The sequence below is a fragment of the Streptomyces albireticuli genome (genome assembly GCF_021228125.1).
Classification (GTDB): domain Bacteria; phylum Actinomycetota; class Actinomycetes; order Streptomycetales; family Streptomycetaceae; genus Streptomyces; species Streptomyces albireticuli.
Genome location: NZ_JAJQQS010000010.1, coordinates 11,245 through 35,365 on the forward strand (window position 1 = coordinate 11,245; position 24,121 = coordinate 35,365).

The 24,121-nt window shown below is 71.4% G+C and carries 19 protein-coding genes and 1 pseudogene; 16 read left to right on the top strand and 4 right to left on the bottom strand.

Annotated features, from left to right (window positions below; genetic code table 11):
* Positions 1-51: 51 nt before the first annotated feature.
* The 4 genes from LUZ64_RS19105 to LUZ64_RS19120 all read left to right on the top strand — a co-directional run bounded on the left by LUZ64_RS19105 (position 52) and on the right by LUZ64_RS19120 (position 5,058).
* A complete protein-coding gene (locus LUZ64_RS19105; protein WP_095581366.1) occupies positions 52-2,868 on the top strand; it encodes a cation-translocating P-type ATPase in 2,817 nt (938 codons plus the stop codon).
* Entirely contained in the window at positions 2,865-3,524 is a 660-nt protein-coding gene (locus tag LUZ64_RS19110; RefSeq protein WP_095581365.1) for a potassium channel family protein, read from the top strand. The genes LUZ64_RS19105 and LUZ64_RS19110 overlap by 4 nt, the downstream gene beginning before the upstream one ends.
* A complete protein-coding gene (locus tag LUZ64_RS19115; protein WP_095581364.1) occupies positions 3,521-4,177 on the top strand; it encodes a potassium channel family protein in 657 nt (218 codons plus the stop codon). The genes LUZ64_RS19110 and LUZ64_RS19115 overlap by 4 nt, the downstream gene beginning before the upstream one ends.
* A gap of 80 nt (positions 4,178-4,257) precedes the next feature.
* Complete coding sequence (locus LUZ64_RS19120; RefSeq protein WP_232398600.1) at positions 4,258-5,058, top strand: DUF5710 domain-containing protein; 801 nt, start codon at positions 4,258-4,260, stop codon at positions 5,056-5,058.
* Here LUZ64_RS19120 and LUZ64_RS19125 read toward each other — a convergent pair.
* Together LUZ64_RS19125 and LUZ64_RS19130 are read right to left on the bottom strand one after the other, a co-directional pair.
* On the bottom strand, positions 5,044-7,650 hold the full coding sequence (locus LUZ64_RS19125; protein ID WP_211305018.1) for a cation-translocating P-type ATPase: 2,607 nt from the start codon (positions 7,648-7,650) through the stop codon (positions 5,044-5,046). The genes LUZ64_RS19120 and LUZ64_RS19125 overlap by 15 nt on opposite strands.
* Before the next feature lie 29 nt (positions 7,651-7,679).
* Positions 7,680-8,363 carry a helix-turn-helix domain-containing protein gene (locus tag LUZ64_RS19130; RefSeq protein ID WP_095581363.1) on the bottom strand — a complete coding sequence of 228 codons (684 nt, stop codon included), beginning with the start codon at positions 8,361-8,363 and terminating at the stop codon, positions 7,680-7,682.
* 180 nt (positions 8,364-8,543) lie between these two features.
* On the opposite strand from LUZ64_RS19130, the gene LUZ64_RS19135 reads away from it, so the two are divergent.
* Positions 8,544-9,413 carry a universal stress protein gene (locus LUZ64_RS19135; RefSeq protein WP_095581380.1) on the top strand — a complete coding sequence of 290 codons (870 nt, stop codon included), beginning with the start codon at positions 8,544-8,546 and terminating at the stop codon, positions 9,411-9,413.
* A gap of 13 nt (positions 9,414-9,426) precedes the next feature.
* On the opposite strand, the gene LUZ64_RS19140 is transcribed toward LUZ64_RS19135, so the two are convergent.
* Both LUZ64_RS19140 and LUZ64_RS19145 read right to left on the bottom strand, forming a co-directional pair.
* Complete coding sequence (locus LUZ64_RS19140) at positions 9,427-10,770, bottom strand: nicotinate phosphoribosyltransferase (protein ID WP_095581362.1); 1,344 nt, start codon at positions 10,768-10,770, stop codon at positions 9,427-9,429.
* A 33-nt stretch (positions 10,771-10,803) separates the two neighbouring features.
* Positions 10,804-11,004 (bottom strand): annotated as a pseudogene (locus LUZ64_RS19145) (DUF1918 domain-containing protein); the annotation flags it as partial.
* Positions 11,005-11,316: 312 nt separating this feature from the next.
* On the opposite strand from LUZ64_RS19145, the gene LUZ64_RS19150 reads away from it, so the two are divergent.
* The 11 genes from LUZ64_RS19150 to hypE all read left to right on the top strand — a co-directional run bounded on the left by LUZ64_RS19150 (position 11,317) and on the right by hypE (position 24,079).
* Positions 11,317-11,844: a hydrogenase maturation protease gene (locus LUZ64_RS19150; protein ID WP_095581360.1), complete on the top strand. Its 528-nt coding sequence runs from the start codon at positions 11,317-11,319 to the stop codon at positions 11,842-11,844.
* 47 nt (positions 11,845-11,891) lie between these two features.
* Positions 11,892-14,180, top strand: a complete 2,289-nt coding sequence (gene hypF / locus LUZ64_RS19155; protein WP_095581359.1) for a carbamoyltransferase HypF — start codon at positions 11,892-11,894, stop codon at positions 14,178-14,180.
* A gap of 5 nt (positions 14,181-14,185) precedes the next feature.
* Positions 14,186-14,452: a HypC/HybG/HupF family hydrogenase formation chaperone gene (locus LUZ64_RS19160; RefSeq protein ID WP_087925275.1), complete on the top strand. Its 267-nt coding sequence runs from the start codon at positions 14,186-14,188 to the stop codon at positions 14,450-14,452.
* Between the two features lie 78 nt (positions 14,453-14,530).
* Entirely contained in the window at positions 14,531-17,245 is a 2,715-nt protein-coding gene (locus tag LUZ64_RS19165; RefSeq protein WP_095581358.1) for a bifunctional acetate--CoA ligase family protein/GNAT family N-acetyltransferase, read from the top strand.
* Positions 17,246-17,352: 107 nt separating this feature from the next.
* Positions 17,353-18,531, top strand: coding sequence for a 4Fe-4S dicluster domain-containing protein (locus tag LUZ64_RS19170; protein ID WP_095581357.1), 1,179 nt, complete (start codon positions 17,353-17,355; stop codon positions 18,529-18,531).
* Positions 18,532-18,581: 50 nt separating this feature from the next.
* Positions 18,582-18,983 (top strand): cyclic nucleotide-binding domain-containing protein, encoded by a 402-nt coding sequence (locus tag LUZ64_RS19175; protein ID WP_095581379.1) that lies wholly within the window; start codon positions 18,582-18,584, stop codon positions 18,981-18,983.
* On the top strand, positions 18,980-19,783 hold the full coding sequence (locus LUZ64_RS19180; RefSeq protein ID WP_095581356.1) for an FAD/NAD(P)-binding protein: 804 nt from the start codon (positions 18,980-18,982) through the stop codon (positions 19,781-19,783). Before LUZ64_RS19175 ends, LUZ64_RS19180 begins: the two co-directional genes overlap by 4 nt.
* A 1-nt stretch (position 19,784) precedes the next feature.
* Positions 19,785-20,585, top strand: coding sequence for an NADH-quinone oxidoreductase subunit B family protein (locus LUZ64_RS19185; protein WP_095581355.1), 801 nt, complete (start codon positions 19,785-19,787; stop codon positions 20,583-20,585).
* Complete coding sequence (locus LUZ64_RS19190) at positions 20,582-21,919, top strand: Ni/Fe hydrogenase subunit alpha (protein WP_095581354.1); 1,338 nt, start codon at positions 20,582-20,584, stop codon at positions 21,917-21,919. The genes LUZ64_RS19185 and LUZ64_RS19190 overlap by 4 nt, the downstream gene beginning before the upstream one ends.
* Before the next feature lie 10 nt (positions 21,920-21,929).
* Positions 21,930-23,045, top strand: coding sequence for a hydrogenase formation protein HypD (hypD, locus tag LUZ64_RS19195; protein ID WP_095581353.1), 1,116 nt, complete (start codon positions 21,930-21,932; stop codon positions 23,043-23,045).
* Complete coding sequence (gene hypE, locus LUZ64_RS19200) at positions 23,042-24,079, top strand: hydrogenase expression/formation protein HypE (protein WP_095581352.1); 1,038 nt, start codon at positions 23,042-23,044, stop codon at positions 24,077-24,079. Before hypD ends, hypE begins: the two co-directional genes overlap by 4 nt.
* Positions 24,080-24,121: the final 42 nt, after the last annotated feature.

A 24,121-nucleotide genomic window follows, 5' to 3' on the forward strand; every position in this document is an offset into this window, starting at 1 on the left:
CGTGGTCGATACTGCGCACCGAGCCATCCGCTGTCGCCTGGGCGGTCCGTGATGCCGGTCGACACCGGTCTTCTGCGACCGGGTGACGCTCCCGGCCCTGGCGCTCCCCCGCCGGCGGACCGGTCCGAGGTCCAGACCCTGCCGCCGTCAGCCGTTGTCGCCGGCCTGGACAGCAGCGCCAGCGGTCTGCCGGACACGGAGGTGGTATCGCGCACCGTACGTTTCGGTGCGAACGAGCTGCCACGTGCGGCCCGTAGGGCGCCTTGGCGGCAGCTGGCCTCTCAGTTCACCGACCTGTTCGCCGTCGTGCTGATGGTCGCCTCGGCGATCACGTTCCTCGCCTGGAGGCTCCAAGACCCAAGAGACGTCGGCACGCTGCAGCTGGCCGTCGCCATCCTGGGCGTGGTGCTGCTCAATGCGGGCATCGGCTTCTTTCAGGAGTATGCGGCGGAGCGTACGGCGGAGTCGCTGCAGGCGATGGTCCCGCACGCCTGCCGTGTGCTGCGCGACGGGGAGCGGCGAGAGGTGCCCGTTCGTGAGCTGGTCCCCGGGGACGTGGTCCTGTTGGAGGCGGGGGACGCGGTGCCGGCGGACTGCCGGCTGGTCGAGGCGTACGACCTGTCCGTCAACAACGCGGCGCTGACCGGAGAGAGCGACGCAGTGGCGCGGACGGCCGAAGCCGTGGCGGCCGGGCCCGTGCTGCAGGCCCGGAACTTCGTGTTCATGGGCACCGATGTGGTCGTCGGCTCGGCCAAGGCCGTCGTCTGTGCGACGGGCGGGGCGACGGAGTTCGGGCGGATCTTCCACCTTGCCGCCTCGGCTCCACGCCAGCGCACCCCGCTGCAGCGGCAGGTGGCCGTCATGGCGCGCCGGGTGGCGGTGGCGGCCCTGGCGACGGGTGCCGTGTTGTTCGCCGTGCGGCTGCCGACCGGGCAGTCGCTGGTGTCGTCGTTCGTGTTCGCGCTCGGGGTGATGGTGGCGCTGGTGCCCGAGGGGCTTCCGGCGACGTTGTCGGTGTCGCTCGCCGTCGGGGTGCGGCGCATGGCCCGTCGGCACGCGCTCGTGAAGAAACTGCTGGCTGTCGAAGCGCTCGGCTCCACCACCGTCGTCTGCACGGACAAGACCGGCACGCTCACCCAGGCGGAGATGACCGTGGTGCAGGTGTGGGCGGGTGGCGGGACGCACGCCGTGTCCGGTGTCGGGTACGCACCCGAGGGCGAGGTCTCCGGCAACGGGCAGGTGCACGGCCTGCTGCGGGGAGCGGCTTTGTGCTGCGACGCGCGTCTGGTGCCGCCGTCCGACCGGCAAGGGTGGCGGGTGCTGGGTGACACGACCGAGGGTGCCCTTCTCGTGGCGGCGGCCAAGGCGGGCCTCGACGCGGCCTCAAGCAGGGCCGCCGCACCCCGTACGGCCGAGTACCCGTTCGACCCGGTGCGCAAGATGATGAGCGTGGTGTGCACGGATTCCGGCGACGACCACCGCGCGTACGTCAAAGGGGCGCCGCAGGAGCTGCTGAGCCGGTGCGCCGATATCGACTGGCAGGGCTCATCCAGGCCCCTGACCGGTGAAACACGGGGCGCGGTCGCCACGGCCATCGACGAACTGGCCGCCCAAGGGCTGCGGGTACTCGGCGTGGCGGCCCGCACGGTCTCCGGCCCCCGGCCGGCTCAGGACGAGACCGAGAACGGGCTGACGCTGCTGGGGCTCGTGGGCATGCTCGACCCGCCCCGCCCGGAGGTCAGCGCCGCGGTGACCGCCTGCCGCTCCGCCGGCATCCGCATCGCCATGGTGACCGGCGACCACCCGCTGACGGCCGAGGCCATGGCTCGTCGCGTGGGCATCGTCCGTGAGCCACACCCCACCGTGGTGACCGGCGACCGCCTGGACGCCATGGAAGACGCGGATCTGGACCGGCTGCTCGCCTCGTCCGGTGAGCTGCTGTTGTGCCGGGTCAGCCCCGAGCACAAGATGCGGGTGGTCACCGCCTTCCAGCGGCGCGGCGAGGTCGTGGCGGTGACCGGCGACGGGGCCAACGACGCACCCGCCCTCAAGCACGCCGACATCGGCGTCGCCATGGGCGCCTCCGGTACGGACGTGGCCCGGGAAGCGGCGGTCATGGTGCTGCTGGACGACTCGTTCGCCTCCATCGCCGTGGCGGTACGGCTTGGCCGCTCGGTCTACCAGAACATCCGCAAGTTCCTTGTCTACCTCTTCAGCCACAACATCGCGGAGCTGGTGCCCATCCTCGCCGCAACCTTCGTGGGCTTCCCGCTGGTGCCCATCAGCGCCGTACAGATCCTGGCCATCGACCTGGGCTCGGACGTCCTGCCGGCGCTCGCCCTGGGCACCGAGCCGCCGGAGCCCGACGTCATGGACCGCCCCCCGCGCTCGCGGAGCGAACGGCTCTTCTCCACCGACGTCGTACAACGCTTCCTCTTCCTGGGCACCATCCAGGCGCTCGGCGTGTGCGCCGTGTTCTTCTGGCGCGTGAACTCCGCCGGCATCCCCTACTCCGCCTTCACCGCGGACAACCCCGTCTACCGGGAGGCGATCACCATGACCCAGGCCGGCATCGTGGTCAGCCAGTTCTTCAACGCCCTGGCGGTGCGCACGGAACGGCAGAGTGTCCTACGCGTCGGCCTGTTCTCGAACCCCGCGCTGCTGGCCGCCGGGGGGCTGGGCATCGGCCTGATGGCGGCCATCAGCTACGCGCCCCCGCTGCAGGCCGTCTTCCACACCGCTCCCTTGAGCGCGGCCGACTGGGCGCTGCTGGTGTGCCTCGGGCTTCTCCTGCTGGTCGCCGAGGAGATGCGGAAGTGGTGGCTGCGGCACAGGAAATCGTCCGTCCGAGAGGGGGCGCACCGATGAAGCTGATCATCGTCGGCTGCGGCAGAGTGGGCTCCGCCCTGGCCACCCGGCTCGTCGCAGAGAGCCACGACGTCGATGTCATCGACCTGCTCGCCCGGACCCGCCGGCTGCTTCCGGAGAACTTCGGCGGCAGATTCCACACGGGCAACGGCTACGGCAGGGCAGCCCTGGAGTCAGCCGGTATCGAGCACGCCGATGCCTTCGTCGCCGTCACCTCCCGCGACGACAGCAACATCGTGTGCGCCCGTACGGCGAAGGAGACCTACCGCGTACCGATGGTCTTCGCCCGCGTCTATGAACCGCGGCGTGCCGGCCTCTACCGGGAGCTGGGGATCCCGACGATCGCCAGCGTGGGCTGGACGGTCGACCGGATCCACAGGATGCTGCTGCACCGCCACCTGGAGCCGGAGTTCACTTTCGGCAACGGGGAGACCCTCCTGGTCCGTTCCTCCCTCCCCCACTATCTGACGGGCCGGCCGGTCACCGACTTCGACGTGGACGGAGAGATTCGCGTTGTGGAAGTCACCCGCGCCGGGCACTCCCTCCTCCCCGCCCACGGCACCTCAGCCGAGCCGCACGACGTCGTGACCTTCGCCGTCGCCGCCAAGTCCCTGGGGAGGCTGCGTGCCTTTCTCGACAAGGAGCTGGGAACATGAAGGTCGTGGTCGCCGGTGCCGGGAGGCTCGGGAAGAAGATCGCCCAAGTCCTGGTCGCCGCACACCATCAGGTGGCACTCCTCGACAGTGACGAGGAGAGAGTCGCCGAACTGCGCGGCCAGGTGGCGGCCGAGCTGATTACCGGCGATGCCTGCGAGCCGACGGTCCTGGAGCACGCCGGGGCGCGGACGGCCGACCTGATCGTCATCGCGACGGGCCAGGACGACACCAATCTGGTCGCCGGCCTGCTGGCCAAGCGGCACTTCTCGGTCCCGCGTGTCGCGGCACGCGTCAACGACGACGAGAACGCGTGGCTGTTCGACCGGCACTGGGGCGTCGACATCGCTCTTCCGTCCGCCTCGCCCCTGGTCTCGCTGATGGAGGAAGCCACGGGAGCCACCGACACCGTAGCTCTGCTCCGCCTGAGCAAGGCAGGCGTCGACGTGATCGAAACCGCCATCACCGACCGGTCCCGGGCGGCGGGACAGGCCCTGAGCGGCATCACGCTGCCCGCAGGCACGATTGTCGCGACCGTCATCCGCGGTGGTCAGCCCACCGCGCCCGCCCCCGAATTGCTGCTGGAGCCGGGCGACGAGGTACTGCTGGTCTCGCACGAGGCGTCGGAACGAGAAATCCACGCCGCCTTCCAATAGCGACGGAACCCGTAACGGTCGGCGAGAGGCCCAGTCGTACCGATAGCGTTGCCACGTCACCAACGGGGAGGGGCACACGGGTGGTTGAGCGCATATGGCTGGACGTTCCGTACGCGCAGAAGGACGAGGCGAAGCGGGCCGGGGCCCGCTGGGACCCGGCCGTCAAACGCTGGTACGCGCCACGAGAGGGGATGACCGCTCTCGCCCCGTGGGCAGCCGCGCCGGATATCCCGGATCTCCTGCCCGGTGAGGACCGGACACTCGGCAGCGGCTTGTTCGTCGACCTGGTGCCCAGCAGCTGCTGGTTCACCAACGTCCGCTCCTGTGTCACCCAGCAGGACTGGGAACGGCTCCGCCGCATGATCACGCGGCGGGCCGGCATGCGCTGCGAGGCGTGCGGGGCGGGAGAGGACCGGCAGGCGAAGAGGTGGCTCGAGGCGCACGAGCGGTGGGAGTACGACGGGACGCGCCGCGTGCAGACGCTCAAGCGGCTGATCTGCCTGTGCACCGACTGTCACACCGTCACGCACTTCGGCTACGCCCAGGTCCGCGGCCTGGAAGCGCAGGCCTTCGCACACCTGGTCAAGGTCACCCGGATGAGCCCGGACCAGGCCCGGCGGCACGTCGACGCGGCCTTCGCGCTGTGGGAGCAACGCTCGGCCACGATCTGGAGCCTGGACCTGAGCATCCTGACCGGAGCCGGTATCACTGTCACACCGCCGCCGGACGCCCGCGACCGGCCCGGTATCGCCGCCGCGACCCTGGCCTCGGAGGAAACCGCCGGAGCACACCCGGCGCCGCACGACGTGCCGTCGGTGCCCCGCCAGGGCAGGCCCTCGGCCTTCGTCCAGAATCTGTTCCGCGGCTCACGCCGCGGCTGAGGCGTCGCCGGACCTGCGCACCCGCCGGGCTCCGCCGCCCTCGGGCACCAGCCACGCCTGAAGGCGCATCGCACCATAGCCGAGTACGAACGCAGCGCCCACGGCACCCAGGTCCGCCCACTCGGGCGGCCGGGTGCCGAGCAGGTCGCGCAGCACCGGCACGTACGCTCCGGCGATCTGCAGGGCCAGGGCGGCCGTCAGTGCCAGGAGGAGGAAGGGATTGGTCAGGGTTCCTGGACGGGCCCGGGACCCCAGGCCGACGCCCAGCTGGGTGGCGCCCAGTGTCAGGAAGACCAGCGTCTGCCAGGGGCGGCCCGTACCGTGGGCCCAGTATCCGACGGCCAGGGTCACCGCCGTGATGAGCACGCCCAGCGCGAGGATGCGGGCCCACAGCCCCTGCCCCAGCACGCTTTCCTCCGGCGGTCTGGGTGGCCGATGCATCGAGTCGCCGGCCGTGGGTTCGGCGCCGAGCGCCACGCCCGGCAGACCGTGGGTGAGCAGGTTGATCCACAGGATCTGGGCCGGCAGCAGTGGCAGGGCCATGCCCAGAGCTGGACCGGTGAGCATGACCAGGATCTCCGCGCTGCCACCCGCCAGGGCGTAGAGCAGGAAGCGCCGTACGTTGGCGTACACGCGCCGTCCTTCCTCGACCGCCGCCACGACCGTGCCGATGTCGTCGTCGGCCAGGACGAGGTCGGCGGCCTGCCGGGCGACCTCCGTCCCGCGTCGGCCCATGGCCACGCCGATGTCGGCCCGGCGCAGTGCCGGCCCGTCGTTGACGCCGTCGCCCGTCATGGCCACCACGTGCCCGGCCTGCCGCCAGGACTCGACGATGCCGACCTTCTGCTCCGGTGTCGTACGGGCGAACACACGCACTGCCGTGGGATCCCCTACGGTCCCGCCCTGGATCCCCTCCCCAGTGACGGCTGCGTCCTGGGCGGAGGCGATGCCCAGCCGCCGGGCCACGGCTTCGGCCGTCAGCGGATGGTCGCCGGTGACGAGCACAGGAGTGATACCGGCCGCCCGGCACGCCGTGACCGTGCCGGCGGCGGCCTCCCGCGGCGGGTCGAGGATCGCGACCATCCCGAGGAGAGTCAGGCCGCCCTCCCAGTCGTCCGGTGCGGGCCCCGTTCTGTCGGCCGCGGCCACGGCCAGGACCCGGTACCCCTGCTGCGCCCATTGCCGCGCCCGCTCCAGTGCTCGGTCACGTGGCTCCGGACCACCCTCGGCCAGGAGTCCTGCGCGAAGGACGGTTTCGGGGGCACCTTTACAGACGACGCGCAGGTCTCCTCCGGGGCGGCGATGCACGGTGGTCATGCGCTTGCGCTCGCTGCTGAACGGGATCTCGTCCACGCGCGGCATGCGCTCGCGCAACTCCGCCATGTCCAGCCCGAGTCGCGCCGCGGCGGTCAGGAGCGCGGCTTCCGTGGGATCCCCGAGCGCCGTCCAGGTCCCGTTGCCGGCGCCTGGCGGTTGCAGCGCAGCGTCGTTGCACAGCACTGCGGCAGTGAGCAACTCCGAAAGGTCCGCGGCTTGACCGGCGGTGAGTACGTGTCCGTCCCGCTCGACATGGCCCTGGGGTACGTAGCCGATGCCCGAGACGGTGGCCTCGCCACCGGCGGGGGTCCACAGCCGCTGCGCGGCCATACGGCCTTCGGTGAGGGTTCCGGTCTTGTCCGTGGCCAGTACGGTGATCGACCCCAACGTCTCGACAGCGGGCAACCTGCGGACAATGGCATGCCGTTGGGCCATCCGACGCGCGCCCAGAGCCAGGGCGAGCGTCACCACGGCCGGCAACGACTCGGGGACGGCCGCGACGACCAGGCTGATCGCGGTCACCACCATCAGCTCCACGGGCTGCCCACGCGTGATCCCGACGGCAAGCACCACGGCGGACAGCGCGACGGCGGCCAGGGCCAGGGCGCGGCCGAAGCGCGCCAGCCGGTGCTGGAGCGGGGTGAGGCCGGGCGGCGCGGCCATCAAGGCGGCGATCCGGCCCGTGGCACTGGCGGCTCCGGTCGCCGTCACCTCGACGCGTCCGCGCCCTCGCAGGACCGTCGTGCCTGCTGACACCGCTCCCAGGACCGGATCGTCCGGCGAGGTTTCCTTGGCCACCGGCACCGACTCGCCGGTCAGGGAGGATTCGTCCACCAGCAACGTAGCTGCCTCGATGACGCGGCCGTCGGCCGGAACGATGTCGCCTTCGCCCAGCAGGACGACGTCACCGGGTACTACATCCGCGGCGTTCACCTCCCGCTCGGCGCCGTCGCGCACCACGCGTACGACCGGAGCACTCAGGGCCCGCAGGGCAGCCACGGCCCGTTCGGCGCGTACCTCCTGGGCCACGCCCACCGTGCTGTTGGCCACGATGACGATGGCGATGATCGATGTATCGACCAGGTCGCCGGTGGCGACGGTGAGCGCCATGGCTCCCAGCAACACCAGGATCAACGGATCGCGCAGCTGGGCGAGTACCCGGCGCCACACCGGTGTGGGGCGGCCGGAGCTGACGATGTTGGGGCCGTGGCGCGCCAGGCGGCGCTCCGCTTCGGCCTGGGGCAGGCCTTGGAGGTCCTGCGGTCGTGTCGTCACCGGTCGGTCGTCCTCCCGATCCGCCGGGTCTACAGGCCACTGCGGATACGGCGGCCGGTGATCCGGCCGAGGGGGATGCGCACCCAGGTGTGCCGCTCGCCGCCCGCCCAGGAGTGCGGGTCCGCGGTTTCGCTCAGGTGTTGCCGCTCTTCCGGTTCGGTGACCGGTTCAGCCACTCCTCTGACGAGGATGCTCCATCCTTCGCTACGCGCCTCGTCGATCCGGTCGACCTCGAAGGCGACAACACTGCCGACCGCCCCGGCGAGCACGCCCCCGGCTGCCGTACGGAAGACGATCGCGTCGCCGACGAGCCGGAAGTTGACGGGGACAGCCTCGGGTCCCCCCGGCGCCGAGAACACAACCCGCCCGACGCCGCCGTGTGCCAGCTTCTCCCGGCACTCTGCGGGCGGCAGCTCCTCCAGAGTCGGCCTGAGTGCCAGCGGTCCCCTTCCGAGAAGCTGCTCTGTTCCCGCCCCCAGCAGGGTGGAGACCGTGGTCTCCAGCGCGTCCGCCATCGCGGTGAGCGCCTCCATCGAGACCACTCCGGCCTGCGACTCGACGTACTCGAGATATCCGGGATCCATGCTCGCGCGGGCGGCGGCCTCCTCCCGGGTCAGGCCCAGTTCCTCCCGGCGCTGGGCCACACGCCGACCGAGGTCGCTGCCGGGACGTGCCTGAAGGGGACCTGTCCCGTCTCCTGGTTCCGTGCTCATGGCCGTGTCCCGCTTCCTTCCGCAAGCACCGTCCGACCTATCTTCCCCAGTGAGACAGGTGTCCGCACTCCGGAGGCGCGTGGGCCATGACATGCCGCGACAGCGACGAGGAGAGATGGTGGAAGAGGCAGACGACACGGGCTCCGCCCGGTCCGAGATGCCGGTGAGGCGGTGAGCATGATGGAGCGTCCCGTGGTTGTGGGCGTCGACGGGTCCGATGGCAGCCTTGCTGCCCTGGACTGGGCTGTGGAAGAAGCAGTCCGCTTCCAGCTCCCCTTGCGGGTGGTCTACGCGTCGCTGTGGGAGCGCTACGAAGGGGCGGTGCCCTCGTTCACCGGTCAACAACCGGCGGAGGAGGTGGCGGCCCAACACATTGTCGCCTCGTCCGAGCAACGAGCCCGGCAGCTCTCCCCGGACTTGCAGGTGAACGCCGTGACCGTGCCGAACGACGCGGTGGACGCGCTGGTGGAGGAGTCGCGGAGCGCGGCTGTCCTGGTGACGGGCTCGTCCGGGCGTGGAGCCGTCAAGGAACTTCTGCTGGGCTCCGTGAGTCTTGCGGTGGCGGGACGTGCCGACTGCCCGGTCGTCGTCGTACGCGGCGAAGAGCGCAACATCAAGGGCATGAGCAACCGGATCGTCGTCGGCGTGGGCGAGGCGGACGAGGCCGCCACCGCCGTGCGGTTCGCCCTGCGTGAAGCCGAGGCCCGAAGGTGCGAGCTCCAGGCCGTGCGGGCGTGGCGCAGCCCCCAGCAGCCGGCGGACCCCTTGATCGTGCTCGATTCCGCTGCCCGGGCCTACGAGGAACAGGCCGCCGCCGTCCTGGACGAAGTGCTGGAGGAGGCCGTGGCCGAGCACCCGAAGGTATCCGTCAAGCGCACAGTACTTGAAGGCCCCGCGCACCGGATGCTGCTCGGGCCGGCGGCCGACGCCGACCTGCTGGTCCTCGGCGCGACCAGACGGCAGGGCCAGTTCGGGCTACAGCTCGGCCGGGTCAGTCACGCCGCCCTGCACCGGGCGGCTTGCCCTGTCGCGGTGGTGCCGCACCGCTGAAGCACGCGGCGCTTCACCTCGTACCGGCCAGGACGTCCGTCTCGATGTGGTGGCGAACGCGGTCTGCGAGTTCGGTGAGCGGCTGAGAAAGAACGGCCTTGGGGGCGACGGGCGAGGCGATCCTCCGCGCGTCATCCGGCAGCGCCGCGAGATCGTCGGCGAACCGGCTGCGGGCGTCGTCCAAGCGAGAACGCCGGTTGCCGGACTGGGCGCGCCGACCGCGCCGCATGACCGTCTTCAGCAGCGGTTCGCCGCCCGGCGGCGGAGGCTCGTCGAGCAGGCCGATGATGTCTGCGTACCCGGGCCGCCGGAAGACCTGCTCGCGGCCCGGCGCCGTCACCTTGGCGGAGGACAGCTTCATGACGGGCCGTCCGTCGTACTCGACCAGCTTGTAGGCGGAGTCCAGGTAGGGCGCGTCGGCAGAGACGCCGGCTTTCGTGCCGACCGCGTATCTGTCGATTGGTGCCCCCGACCGGACGAGCCGGTCCACGGCGAACTCGTCGAGACCACCGCCGGCCACGATGCGCACCTCGTTCAGCCCGGCGCCGTCGAGGATCCGGCGGGAGCGCACTGCCAGCGTGCCCAGGTCGCCGCTGTCCAGACGGACCGCGCACCCGGGCCCGAGTCCCAGGTCTTTCAGGACGCGGCCCGCAGTCGCCACGCCGCGTTCGGTGTCGTAGGTGTCCACCAGGAAGGTCACCGGGCCCGGGTGGGTGCGGGCGAAGGCGCGGAATGCCTGCTCCTCGGTCCCGAACGCCTCGATGTAGGAGTGGGCCATCGTCCCGACGGCGGGGCCCTCCGCGTAGGCGGCCGACACATTGCTGGTCCCGGCGAAACCGACCATGGCGCCCAGCCGCGCGGCCTGGTACCCGGCCTCTGTGCCGTGCGTGCGGCGCAGCGAGAAGTCCACAACCGGATGCCCGTCGGCGGCCATTACGCAGCGGGCGCACTTCGAGGCGATGGTGGTCTGGTGGTTGATCTGGTTGAGGACGTAGCTCTCCACCAGTTGCGCCTGCGGAAGAGGCGCGGTGACCTCCAACAGCGGTTCGCCAGCCAGGACCACGCGCCCCTCGGGCACGGCCCGTACGTCACCGGTGAACGCGAGGCCGAGAAGCGGTTCAGCGTCCTCCGAAGGTCGGTCCAGCGCGGCGGCGAAAACCTCCACGTCGTCGGCGTCCACTCGGAAGCCGGAGAGGTAGTCGAGGACGGGCTCCAGGCCGGCGGCCACGAGGAAGCCGCGATCGGCCGGGACGTCCCGTACGAACAGGCTGAACGTCGCCGGTCGGGTCAGCCCCTCACGCAGGTACGACAGGGTCATGGTGACCTCGTAGAGATCTGTCGTCGTAGCGTCCGACATCGCCGCCGCCCTCCTCCCTCAGCGGAGGTGTCCCGGCTTCGGGTTGTGCCCCGGGTGGTGTACGTGGGCGTCCGGGCCGGGGTAGACCAGGGTCACTCTGTTGGTGTCCGACCAGCGCACGTCATAAGGCGGTGTGCCGTCGGAGTGATGAAGGCCGATGATCTCCCCGTCACGTTTGGTCGCGCCCGTGGTCGGGCTCTCGACGATCAAGTGGTCACCGAGTTTCGCGTGCATGTCGTCACCGCTTCCCTGCCGTGCCTCCGGAATATCGGACTCCGTCCCTCCAGCACAACACGGCCGGTCGACCTGCGGAAGGGCCGGTCAGCAGCCCCGCTGCCCACGAAGGCTCGCACAGGCACGCGCTCTGCCCGGGCAGAGCAGGGCAGCCTCGTTCAGCCGAACCGCCTCGTTGCCTCGCGGACAGAGGAATCAGTGGCCACAAAGCTCCTTGCCCCGAATGGGCGACGTCCGGTGCCACGCACGCGCAGGGCGCCTCAGCGAAGGTGGGACACCACAGGCAAGCGGCCCGAGTACAGGGAGCGGACCATGGCGGCGGTGTCCGACCGCATCACGGTCATCGGAGTCGGCAACGAGTTCCGCCGGGACGACGGCGCGGGTCCCGCGGTCGTCGCCCGACTGCGGGAACGCGCGGCCCATGGCGGCCTGTCGGCCGGAATCCGACTGGTGTGCTGCGACGGGGAACCAGGTCGGTTGATCGGGCTGTGGGAGGGCGCCGAGCTTGCCGTGGTCGTGGACGCTGCCCATGCCCACCCCGGGCATCCGGGCCGGATCCACCGGCTGGAGCTGGACGGATGCGCGGCGTGGCAGGCGGGCACGGCGAGCAGCCACGGGCTCGGCCTGGGTGAGGCGGTCGAGCTGGCACGTGCGCTCGACAGGATGCCCCGGCGCCTGCTCGTCTACGCGGTCGAAGGAGCCGACGGTTCCCTGGGCACGGGACTGACCTCCGCAGTCGCCGCGGCGGTCGGTCCCCTCACGGAACGGATCGAGCAGGAGATCACCCACTACCTCGCCGGACCTCACGGCAAGGCATCGTCCCGGAGCGTGCGGCTGTGAGAGTCGCGTCCACGGGCGCTACGACCGGCCCGCAAGCCCCGGTCCGGGTGGCTCGGGCGGTCACGGTCTTCGGCAGAGTCCAGGGCGTGGGTTTCCGTCCCTTCGTCCACCGCCTGGCGACGCGGCTGGGGCTCGACGGGTGGGTCCTCAACGCCGACGACCGTGTCGAGCTGACCGTGGCCGGGCCGCCGCCATCGGTGCAGGCCCTTGTCGAGCTGCTGCGCGCGGAGGCGCCGCCGTTGGCCGACATCCGCCGAGTGGCCGTGGCGGACCTGTCCGGCCCTCCTCCGCCGCCGGGCTCGGGTTTCACCGTCCGGGCCAGTGCCCGGACCGGCAGCAGCCGGCCCGCCGCCCGCGAGATCCCGCCGGACGCCGCCACCTGCGAAGCGTGCCTGCGCGAACTGTTCGCCCCCGCCGACCGGCGTTACCGCTACCCGTTCGTCAACTGTACGGACTGCGGTCCGCGGGCCACCGTCGTCGAAGACCTTCCGTACGACCGTGAACGCACCGCCATGCGGCGCTTTCCGCTGTGCGCCGCATGTGCCGCCGAATACGCGGATCCGGCCGACCGGCGCTTCCACGCCGAGCCGGTGGCATGCCCGGACTGCGGACCCCGCCTGGAATGGGAGGACCTCACCGGCGAGGAGGCCCTGCGTGCCGCGGAATCGGTCGTCGACAGCGGTGGCATCGTGGCGATCAAGGGGCTGGGCGGCTTCCAGCTGGTGTGCGACGCCACCGACGCAGAGGCCGTGAACCGCCTGCGCGCCCGCAAGCTGCGGCCGGCCAAACCGTTCGCCGTCATGACCAGCGATATCGCGGCCGCCCGGCGCCTGGCACGGCTGTCCTCCGCCGGGGTGACGGCACTGACGTCCCCGGCCGCGCCCGTGGTGCTGGCGCCGGCCCGCCAGGGCTCCGGCATCCCACCCGGCGTACACGTGGGGACCGACCACATCGGCGTGTTCCTGCCCACCACGCCGCTGCATCACTTGCTGCTGCGGGATCTCGGCAGGCCGCTGGTCGTGACCAGCGGCAACCGCTCGGGCGAGCCCATCGCCGTTGACGAGCCGACGGCCCGCGAGACGTTGGCGGGAGTGGCCGACAGCTTCCTCGTCCACGACCGGCCCATCAGGGCCCGCTACGACGACTCGGTGGTGCGCCCAGTGGGCCGCACGGTCACGACCGTGCGCCGGGCCCGTGGGCTGGCCCCTGCCCCGCTCGCGATCCCCGTCGCGGCCGCTCAGCCGGTCGTGGCGGCCGGTGCGCAGCTGAAGCACACCTTCACCCTCGCGGAAGGGACCCGTGCTGTTCTCGGGCCGCACACCGGCGACCTGGAGGACGCACGGACGCTGGACGCCTTCGAAGCGGCCTACGCCGACCTGGTACGGCTGACCGGGATCGAACCGCAGGTCGTCGCCCACGACCTGCACCCCGGCTACCTGTCCACCCAATGGGCGCGAGCTCAGCCCGCCGAGCGAAGGATCGCCGTGCAGCACCACCACGCGCACGTCGCCGCATGCGCCGCCGAACACGGGCTCGACCGTCCTTTCCTCGGGGTGGCCTACGACGGGCTGGGCCTCGGCGACGACGGCACACTGTGGGGCGGAGAGATCCTGGTCGCCGACCTCACCCGCTACCGCCGGGTAGGGCGGTTCGCCACCGCTCCGCTGCCCGGCGGGGCGGCGGCCGTGCGCAGGCCCGCTCGTATGGCCCTGGGGTACCTGTACGGGGTGGAGGCGCTCGGCGGCACCGGTATCCCGCCGTCGCTGGCTGTCGCGTTCGAGCGGCGGCTCCCGCCGGACGAAGTCCGGGTGATCCAGACGGTGGTCGAGCGGGACGTCAACTGCCCGCGCGCGTCCAGTGCCGGGCGTCTCTTCGACGCCGCGGCCGCCCTGCTCGGCCTGTGCGACGACGCCACCTACGAGGGACAGGCAGCCGTCGCCCTGGAAACGACGGCGGGGGAAGAGCGCGCCGAAGCCCTCCCTTGGCGTCTCGCACGGGCTGACGGGCTGTGGGTGTACGACCCCGTACCCACCTTGACCGCCCTGCTCGACCGCACCGTGGCCGACGAGCGGACGAGCACGCTCGCCGCGGCTTTTCACCGCACACTGGCTGAGGTGACCTCCGGCATGGTCCAGCGAGCCGTGGCAGCCGGGGCACCGTCGACCGTGTGCCTGTCGGGCGGCTGCTTCCAGAACGCACGCCTGCTCACAGAGACAAGATCCCTGCTCGAGGAACAGGGACTACGGGTGCTCGTGAACAGTGCCGTGCCGGTCAACGACGGAGGAATCAGCTACGGGCAGGCGGCAGTGGCCGCAGCCCGCCTACAGGAAGGGTGACGACGATGTGTCTGGGCATTCCGGGCCGGGTGGTGGAGATCCACGACCGTGCCGGGCTGCGGATGGCCACGGTCGACTTCGGCGGGGTCCGCCGCGAGGCGTGCCTGGCCTACACACCCGAGGCCGCTGTGGGCACCTACGTCGTGATCCACGTGGGGTTCGCCATCACCACGGTCGACGAGGCCGAGGCGGAACGAACGCTGGAGGTGCTCCGGGCCATGGCCGACGCCGTGGAAGGCGAACTCGGGGAGCCACTGCCCCGCTCCCCCTGACGTACGAACAGCGCCCGACCGGCCCATGCGCCCCCGCACGACACGGGCCATGCTGGAAGGCGAGGAGGCGACCGTGCCATGACCCGTACCCCGGAGTCGCCGGCCCCTGCGGTCTACGCGCTGCTTGCCGACGGGACGACCGTGCGGGTCAGACCTGTCGTACCGGAGGACCGTGCGGCGGTACTCCGGCTGTACGAGCGCATGTCCCCCAAGAACCTGCGGTTGCGCTTCTTCTCCACTGGCCCCCTCGTCGCGCAGAAGGCGGCGGAGGCGTTGTGTCTGGGCGCCGGGCCGGGAGACCGGGCTCTGGTAGCCGAAGTGGACGGTGAGGTGGTGGGGCTGACCGAGTACCACGCGACACCCACCGACCCGCCCGGAGGCAGACCGACCGCCGCCGAGGTCGCCCTCGCCGTGGCGGACGAATGGCACCACCATGGCGTCGGAACGCTCCTTTTGGAACACCTCGTCGACCTCGCGCGGGCCAAGGGGGTCCAGGAGCTGACGGCCGACGCGCTGAGCCAGAACATGCGAGTCATCAGGGTCTTCGCCGACCTCGGGCTGCCTGTACGACGGCGCTTCGAGGGGCCGGAGATCCACATTCGGGTGGCGCTGACGCCGGACGAGCACTATCTGACCGCCCTCGACACACGCGGGCGCACCGCCGACGTCGCCAGCCTCCGGCCACTGCTGCGGCCCGGCTCCGTCGCCGTGGTGGGCGCCGGCCACCGCCCCGGATCCGTAGGACGGGCCATCCTGCGCAATCTGCGTGCCAACGGTTTCACCGGCCCGGTGCACGTCGTGAACCCGCACGGGCCCGCCCTCGACGGCCTGCCCTGTCACCCCGCCGTCTCCGACCTGCCGGAGACTCCCGAACTGGCCGTGCTGGCCGTCCCCGCCCACGCGGTACCCACTATCGCCGAGGAGTGCGGCGCGCGCGGAGTGCGGGCACTGGCGGTGGTGACGTCCGGGCTCGACGCCGTCCAGGCGGCCGGGCTGCGGGCGGCCTGCCGCCAGCACGGCATGCGCATGGTCGGCCCTAACTGCCTGGGCCTGGCCAATACGGAGAAGGACGTCCGGCTGGACGCGACGTTCGCCGCCCGCTTCCTTCTGCCCGGCACGGCCGGGGTCGCCACCCAGTCGGGCGGCGTCGGCATCGCGCTGCTGGACGGACTGTCCCGGCTCGGGATCGGCGTGTCGACGTTCGTCTCGCTCGGCGACAAGTACGACGTCAGCGGCAACGACCTCCTGCAGTGGTGGGAAGAGGACGGACGTACCGATCTCGCGGTGCTGCACCTGGAGTCGTTCGGCAATCCCCGTGCGTTCTCCCGTACCGCCCGGCGGGTGAGCAGGCGCATGCCAGTGCTCACAGTGGACGCGGGGCGCTCGGAGGCCGGGCGCAGGGCGGCGGCCTCGCACACAGCTGCCGCCGCCACGCCGACAATGACCCGGCAGGCGCTCTTCCACCAGGCCGGTGTCATCGCCACCCGGAGCATCGGGGAACTCCTGGACACAATGGCACTCCTGCACACACAGCCGCTGCCCGCCGGCGAGCGCGTGGTGGTGGTCACCAACGCCGGCGGGGTGGGCGTGCTGGCCGCCGACGCGTGCAGCGAAGCCGGGCTGAGCGTCCGTCCGCTGGAGCCCGCCCTGGCGGCGGAGGTCGCGGCCGTGCTGCCGGGGGGTGCGGCGGTCGGCAATCCGGTCGACGCCACCGCCGCCGTGCCCGAGGACCGGCTGCGCGCCTGTGTGGACCTGCTGGCGGCGCACCGGGACGTCGACGCGGTGCTGGGGGTACTGGTCCCAACGGCCCTGGCCGCGGCCACCGGCGACGACCTGGTGCGGGCGTTCACCGATGCCCCGGAACGGGCTCCGTGCACGACGGCCCTCGTCCTGGTGGACCGGGCCGCGCGTGTGGAGTTGTTGCCAGCCGAGCGCGGCGGAGCTGTGCCCGCGTACGCCGACCCACAGGACGCCGCCCGTGCCCTGTCGTACACGGCCGCTTACGCCCGGCGGCGAAGCAGGCCGCAGAGCCTGCCACCGGATCCGTCCAGCGTCGATACCGAAGGTGCCCGAGCGGATGTGGCGGAGTGGCTCGCCGAACGTCCCGAGGGCGGCTGGCTCGACCCGGTCCAATGCGCACGGCTCCTCACCCGCTACGGCATCCCGCAGGTCGCCTGGGAGTGGATGTGCGACGAGGAGACAGCCGCAGCGGCAGCCACGCGCCTCGCCGGCCCGGACGGCCGGGTCGTACTCAAAGCCCACTGGCCGGGGCTGGTGCACAAGACCGACGAGGGCGCCGTCCGCCTCGACCTCCAGGGCGAAGGGCAGGTACGAGCCGCCTACCGCGACTTCGTAGACCACTTCGGCGACCGGCTCTCCGGCGTGGTGGTGCAGCCTCATGCCCCGCACGTCCTGGAGTTGGTGGCAGGCGTCGTCCAGGACCCGGTCTTCGGCTCGCTCGTGCTCTTCGGCCAGGGCGGTACGGCCACCGACGTCCTGGCCGACCACGCCGCCCGCCTCGCCCCGCTCACCACCTACGATCTCGACGACCTCATCACCTCGCCGCGCTGCTCCGTTCTCCTGTCGGGCCGCCACGGCGGCATCCCCGTCGACCTCGGTGCCCTCGAACGCCTGCTGTTGTGCCTGTCCCGGATGGCCTGTGACCTGCCCCAGCTCGCCGAGGCCGACCTCAATCCGGTGGTGCCCTGCCCGGACGGCGTCATGGCGCTGGACGTCCGCGTGCGGCTGGAACCCCACAAGGCGTACGACCCGTACCTGCGGCGCCTGCGCTGAGACCCGCGCCCGGATGGCCCGCCCCCTGCCGGCGCGCTCGGCGTGCGGGCCGTCCCGGATGTGGTCAGGCTGAGGGGAACACTGCCACCGAGCGAGCAGGAGACGCCATGCCCTCCGCGACGGCACCGCCGGACGCCGACAGCACGGCCTGCGTGCTGGACCTGGAAGGCATCGAGGCCCTCGTGCGGGAGCTGCGCGCCCGGGGCAGGACAGTGATCGGACCGACCGCGCGGGACGGCGCCATCGTGCTGGCCGAACTCGAGTCCGCCGACGAGCTGCCCTACGGCTGGGGAGTGGAGCTGGAGGCCGGCTACTACCGGATGAAGCGGCGGACCGACGCCATGGCCTTCGCCCATAGCGCCGGCCCCCAGTCGTGGAAGAACTTCCTGCACCCCGAGCGAGCACGGCAGTGGACCGCCGACCGGGCTCCCGACGGTGGGATGACGGTCCGTGCCGAACGCCCGGAGCCGACCTCGTTCGCCTTCCTGGGCGTACGGCCCTGCGATCTGAGGGCCATCCAGATCCAGGACCGCGTCATGATCGGTGGCCGGCACCGGGACGATGCCTACGAGGAACGCCGTACCGGAGCGTTCCTGATCGTGGTCGAGTGCGTTGAACCGGGCGCCACCTGCTTCTGCGTCTCCATGGGCACCGGCCCCGCCGCGCAGCCCGGCTACGACCTGGCGCTCACCGAGGTGCTGGACGACAGCGGGCACCGCTTCCTGGCCCGCGCCGGCACCGAGGAAGGCGCGGAGATCCTGGAGAGCCTTCCGCACCGGCCCGCCGACGACATCACGCGCACTCGGGCCCGCGAGGACGTCGAGGCCGCCGCCGGGCGGATGGGCCGCACCATGCCGGACGTCGACCTGCGCGCGCTGCTCGCGGGCACACTGGACGCCGAGCGCTGGAACGATGTCGCCGCCCGCTGCCTGACCTGCGGCAACTGCACCATGGCCTGCCCGACGTGTTTCTGCACCACCACTGAGGACGTCACCGACCTAACCGGTGATCACGCTGAACGCTGGCGCCGTTGGGAGTCCTGTTACGACATGGACTTCACCCATCTGCCCGGCGGTTCCGTCCGGAGCACCGGGCGCAGCCGCTACCGCCAGTGGCTCACCCACAAACTCGGCACCTGGTGGGACCAGTTCGACAGCTCCGGCTGCGTGGGCTGCGGCCGTTGCATCGTGTGGTGCCCGGTTGCCATCGACATCACCGAGGAAGCGCACGCCCTGCACCAGGAATCCCTCGAACCGCAGGCTGAAACGAAGGGCGAGGCGTCGTGAAGCCGACAGGGTTGCTCGCCGCGCTGCCGGAGGGCCCGCGCGAACGGCTGATGGAGCTGGGGCGCGAGGTGTCGTTCCCCGCCGGGGCGCGGATCTTCGAGGAGGGCGGCAGAGCCGACCACTTCTGGGTGATTCGCGACGGTGGCGTCAACCTCGACATCCACGTGCCCGGTCGCCGTAGCGCGGTCGTCGAGACGCTGGGCGCCGGGCGCTTGCTGGGGTGGTCCTGGCTGTGCCCACCGCATCAGTGGCATCTGGGGGCAGAGGCGACGAGCCCCGTCCACGCCTGGGAGTTCGACGCCAGCGAGGTGCTCGCCCTGTGCGAGCGCGACCCCGAACTCGACCACGCGCTGCTCACCTATGTGGTGGAGGTCATCGGCCGCCGCCTGCGGGCCGCGCGCACACGCCTGCTGGACCTCTACGGCCCCTACGGGAGCGGGTCGCCCGGATGACCGCCGTCCCCCTCCCCTACAGGGTGGTGAGCAACCGGCCCGAGACCACCGACACCCGCACGCTTACCTTGCGGCCCGTAGGCGAAGCCCTGCCTGCCTTCGCCCCGGGCCAGTTCGCCATGCTCTACGCCTTCGGGGTCGGCGAGATCCCGGTGTCCGTCGCCGGTTTGCAGGACGGCGCCCTGACCCACACCCTCCGCGGCGTAGGCGCCGTGTCGCGCGCCCTGTGCGCCGTCCGCCCTGGGACGCAGGTGGGTGTGCGGGGCCCCTTCGGCACCGGCTGGGACCTGCCGGCCGCCACCGGACGTGACCTGCTCGTGGTGGCGGGAGGCATCGGCCTGGCCCCACTGCGGCCCCTCGTCCAGGCGGCATTGTCCACGCCCCGCAACCACGGCCGACTGAACATCCTCATCGGCGCCCGCACGCCCGAGGACCTGCTGTACCGATCGGAACCGGATGCCTGGGGGCGACCGTACTGCGGTATGACCGTGGACCGTGCAGGACCTGAGTGGACCGGTCACGTCGGAGTGGTGACCACGCTGCTCGACCAGGCGGCGTTCACCCCGCACGAGACCACGGCATTCGTCTGCGGGCCCGAGGTCATGATCCGCGCCACCGGCCGCGAACTGCTTCACCGCGGCGTACCGGCGCAGCACATCCGCGTCTCCCTCGAACGCAACATGCACTGCGCCACCGGCCACTGCGGCCACTGCCAGCTCGGTCCGCTGCTCCTGTGCCGGGACGGGCCCGTCGTCGGATACGACCGTGCCGAGCCCCTACTCGCCGTACGGGAACTGTGAGATGACCGCGCCCGTACGCTCCCGCCCTCGGCTCGGCGTGTTCAAGTTCGCCTCCTGCGACGGCTGCCAGCTGACCTTGCTGGACTGCGAGGACGAGCTGTTGCCGCTGGCCGCCGATATCGACATCGCCCATTTCGTTGAGGCGTCGAGCGACATCCAGCCGGGCCCGTACGACCTCTCCCTCGTCGAAGGATCGGTCTCCACCCCCGAACACCTCGAACGCATCCGGCGCATCCGCGCCGAGTCCCGCCACCTGGTGACCATCGGCGCGTGCGCCACAGCGGGTGGTGTCCAGGCCCTGCGCAACTTCGCCGACGTCGCCGAATTCCGCGCGACCGTCTACGCGAAACCCGAGTACATCGAGACCCTCGCCACCTCCACCCCCATCTCCGCCCACGTCCCCGTCGACTTCGAACTGCGCGGCTGCCCCATCGACCGCGGCCAGCTCATCGAGGTCATCACCGCCTTCCTCGCCGACCGCCGCCCCGACATCCCCAACCACAGCGTCTGCTTCGCGTGCAAGCGACGCGGCATCACCTGCCTCCCCGTCGCACGCGGCATCCCGTGCCTGGGGCCGGTGACGCACGCGGGATGCGGGGCACTGTGCCCGGCCTACGGGCGGGGCTGCTACGGCTGCTTCGGACCATCGGCATCGACGAATATGCCCGCGATGATCCCGCTGCTGCGCAGTGACGGCATGAGCGACGAGGACATCCTCCGCTTCCTGCACACCTTCAACGTTCACGACTTCGCCGCGATCGAACCACCGGGGGAACTCGGCGAAGAGGGGGCGGACTCATGACACACCGCGGCTCGCGCGTGCTGCACGTCGGCGCCCTCGCCCGCGTCGAGGGAGAAGGAGCACTGCGCCTGCGGATCAGCGACGGCACCGTCACCCAGGCCCAGCTCAGCATCTACGAGCCGCCACGGTTCTTCGAAGCATTCCTACGTGGCCGCCGGCACACCGAACCACCGGACATCACCTCGCGCGTGTGCGGCATCTGCCCCGTCGCCTACCAGACGAGCGCCTGCCACGCTATCGAGGACGTCTGCGGCATCACCGTCGACGGACAACTGGCCGCACTGCGGCGGCTGCTGTACTGCGGCGAGTGGATCGAAAGCCACACCCTGCACATCTATCTACTCCACGCACCCGACTTCCTCGGCTGCGACAACGCGATCGAACTCTCCCGCACCCATCGTGCCGACGTCGAACGGGGACTACGGCTCAAGCAGGCCGGCAACAGCATCATGGAGTTCCTGGGCGGCCGCTCCATCCATCCCATCAATGTCCGCGTCGGCGGCTTCCACCGCACCCCTACACGTACCGAATTCCGCCCGCTGGCCGAGCGGCTGCGGCAGGCGCGCGACGACGCGCTCGCGACCGTCGCCTGGGTGGCCGGCTTCGACTTCCCCGAAGCCGAGTGCGACGCCGACCTGCTCGCCCTCACCGAACCGGGCACGTACGCCATCGAGACAGGTACCCCCACCGTGCTACCCCACGGCGACGGGCACCGCACGAGGACGTTCCCCCTGGCGGACTTCACCACCCGCGTGGTCGAGGAACAGGTCCCCCACTCCACCGCACTCCAGGCCCGGCTGGACGGCGGACGCCACCTCACCGGTGCTCTGGCCCGCTACGCCATCAGTGGACACCGACTCCCGCCCACCGTCCGGGAAGCGGCACGGGCGGCCGGCCTGGCCGACCCGGCCTCCGGGCAGGTCTGCCGCAACCCCTTCCGCAGCGTCGTCGTCCGCGCCGTCGAAGTTCTTTATGCCGTGGAGGAAGCCCTGCGCCTGATCGACGCGTACGAACCCCCGCCGTACCCCGCCGTGGATGTCCCCCCACGGGCCGGGACGGGCCACGGCGCCACCGAGGCACCGCGCGGCACCCTCTACCACCGCTACACCCTCGACGACGAAGGGCTCGTCACCGACGCATGTCTCATCCCGCCCACCTCCCAGAACCAGGGCGCCATCGAGGAAGACCTGAGGCGAATCGTTCAGGACCGGCTGCGGCAGGGCGAGGCCACCGATGCCGAGCTGACCCGGCTGTGTGAACGGGCCATTCGCAATCACGATCCGTGCATCTCCTGCTCGGCCCACTTCCTCGACCTGACCGTCGTACGAGCGTGAGGAAAGCCGCGTGAAACATCTCGACGAATACCGCGACCCGGAGCTCGCCCGCCGGCTGCTGGACGAACTCCACCGCACCGCCACCCGCCCATGGCAGATCATGGAGGTCTGCGGCGGCCAGACCCACACCCTCGTCCGCCAGGGCATCGACGAACTCCTGCCCGCCGGCATGCGCATGATCCACGGCCCCGGCTGCCCCGTCTGCGTCACCCCACTGGAGACCCTCGACCGCGCCATGGCCATCGCCGCCCGCACAGGGGTGATCCTCGCCAGCTTCGGCGATATGCTCCGCGTCCCCGGCTCCCACACCGACCTGCTCGCCCTGAGGGCCCGCGGAGCGGACGTCCGCGTCGTCTACTCCCCCATGGACGCGGTCAAGCTCGCCGAGGAGCACCCGGACCGGGACGTCGTCTTCCTCGCCGTCGGCTTCGAGACCACCGCCCCAGCCAACGCCATGGCCGTATGGCACGCCTCCCGCCTGGGGCTGAGCAACTTCAGCATGCTGGTCAGCCATGTCCTCGTACCGCCTGCCATGACGGCGCTGCTGGAGTCGCCCGAATGCGAGGTCCAGGCGTTCCTGGCAGCCGGGCACGTGTGCGCGGTCATGGGCTGGACCGAGTACGAACCCATCGTCGCCCGCTACCAGGTGCCGGTCGTGGTCACCGGCTTCGAACCGCTCGACCTGCTCGAAGGCATCCTGATGGCCACACGGCAACTCGAAGGAGGTAGGGCCGAGGTCGAGAACCAGTACGTACGGGCCGTGCGCCGCCAGGGTAACGGCGAGGCGCAGTCCGCCGTCGCCCGCGTCTTCCAGGTCACCGACCGTGCCTGGCGCGGCATCGGCGAGCTCCCCCACAGCGGCCTGGAACTCCGCCCGGAGTTCGCCGCGTTCGACGCCGCGCGGCGGTACGACGTCGACGGCCTGCACTCCGCGGAGGACCCCGAGTGCATCGCCGGCGGCATCCTCACCGGCGCGCGGCTGCCCACCGACTGCACCGCCTACGGAACCCGTTGCACGCCCCGCCACCCGCTCGGCGCACCCATGGTGTCGACGGAGGGAACCTGTGCCGCCTTCCACGCCGCCGGACGGGTCGCCACGTCTGTCAAGGAGGGAACGTCCTCGTGATCACCGAATGCCCCGTACCCCGCGCGGAAACCGAGCGGGTCCTCCTCGGTCACGGAGCCGGCGGGCGGCTCACCGCGGAACTCCTGGAGCACACGGTCCTCCCCGCCTTCGGCGGACAGGAAGGCCCGCTGGAGGACGCCTCGCTCCTTCCCGGTTCCAAGGAGTTGGTGATGAGCACGGACGGTTTCGTCGTCAGCCCGCTGTTCTTCCCCGGCGGCGACATCGGCTCCCTGGCCGTCCACGGCACCGTCAACGACCTGGCGATGCGCGGCGCCGAGCCCGTCGCCCTGTCCGTCGCCCTGATCGTCGAGGAAGGACTCGAACTGGGGCAGTTGGAGGCCGTTATGCGCTCCCTCGGTAAAGCTGCCCAGGAGGCGGGCGTGCCGGTGGTCACCGGAGACACCAAGGTGGTGGGCCGGGGCGCGGCCGACAAGGTGTTCATCACCACGACCGGCGTCGGCAAGCTCCTCCCCGGTCTCGCCGTCTCCGCCGCGAATGCCCGCCCGGGCGACGCCGTGCTGCTGTCGGGCCCCATCGGCCTGCACGGCACGGCCGTGCTCAGCACCCGGGAGGGCCTGGGCTTCGAAGCTGACATCGCCTCCGACACCCGCCCCCTCCACCGCCTGGTGGCAGCCCTCGCCCCGCTCGCCGACCGGCTGCACGTTCTGCGCGACCCCACCCGCGGCGGGCTGGCCGCCGCGCTCAACGAAATCGCGCGCGACTCGCGCTTGGCGGTCGACATCGACGAGCGCGCCGTCCCGGTGCCGGAGCCGGTCGCGGCCGCCTGCGACATCCTCGGGCTCGACCCCCTGCACGTGGCCAACGAAGGCTGCATGGTCGCCTTCGTCGCGCCCGATGCCGCCGACGAGGCCCTGGCTTCCATGCGCTCCCTGCCGGAAGGTAGCGGTGCCGTGCGCATTGGGGACGTCCTACCGGCCGACGGGCGCCCCGGCCGTGTCACCATGCGGACGGCCGTGGGCGCCCGTCGCGTAGTGGACATGCCACTCGGCGAGCTACTGCCCCGCATCTGCTGAGCCGCCGCACCGAGGGACCATGGAGGTGAGACATCAGGGCAC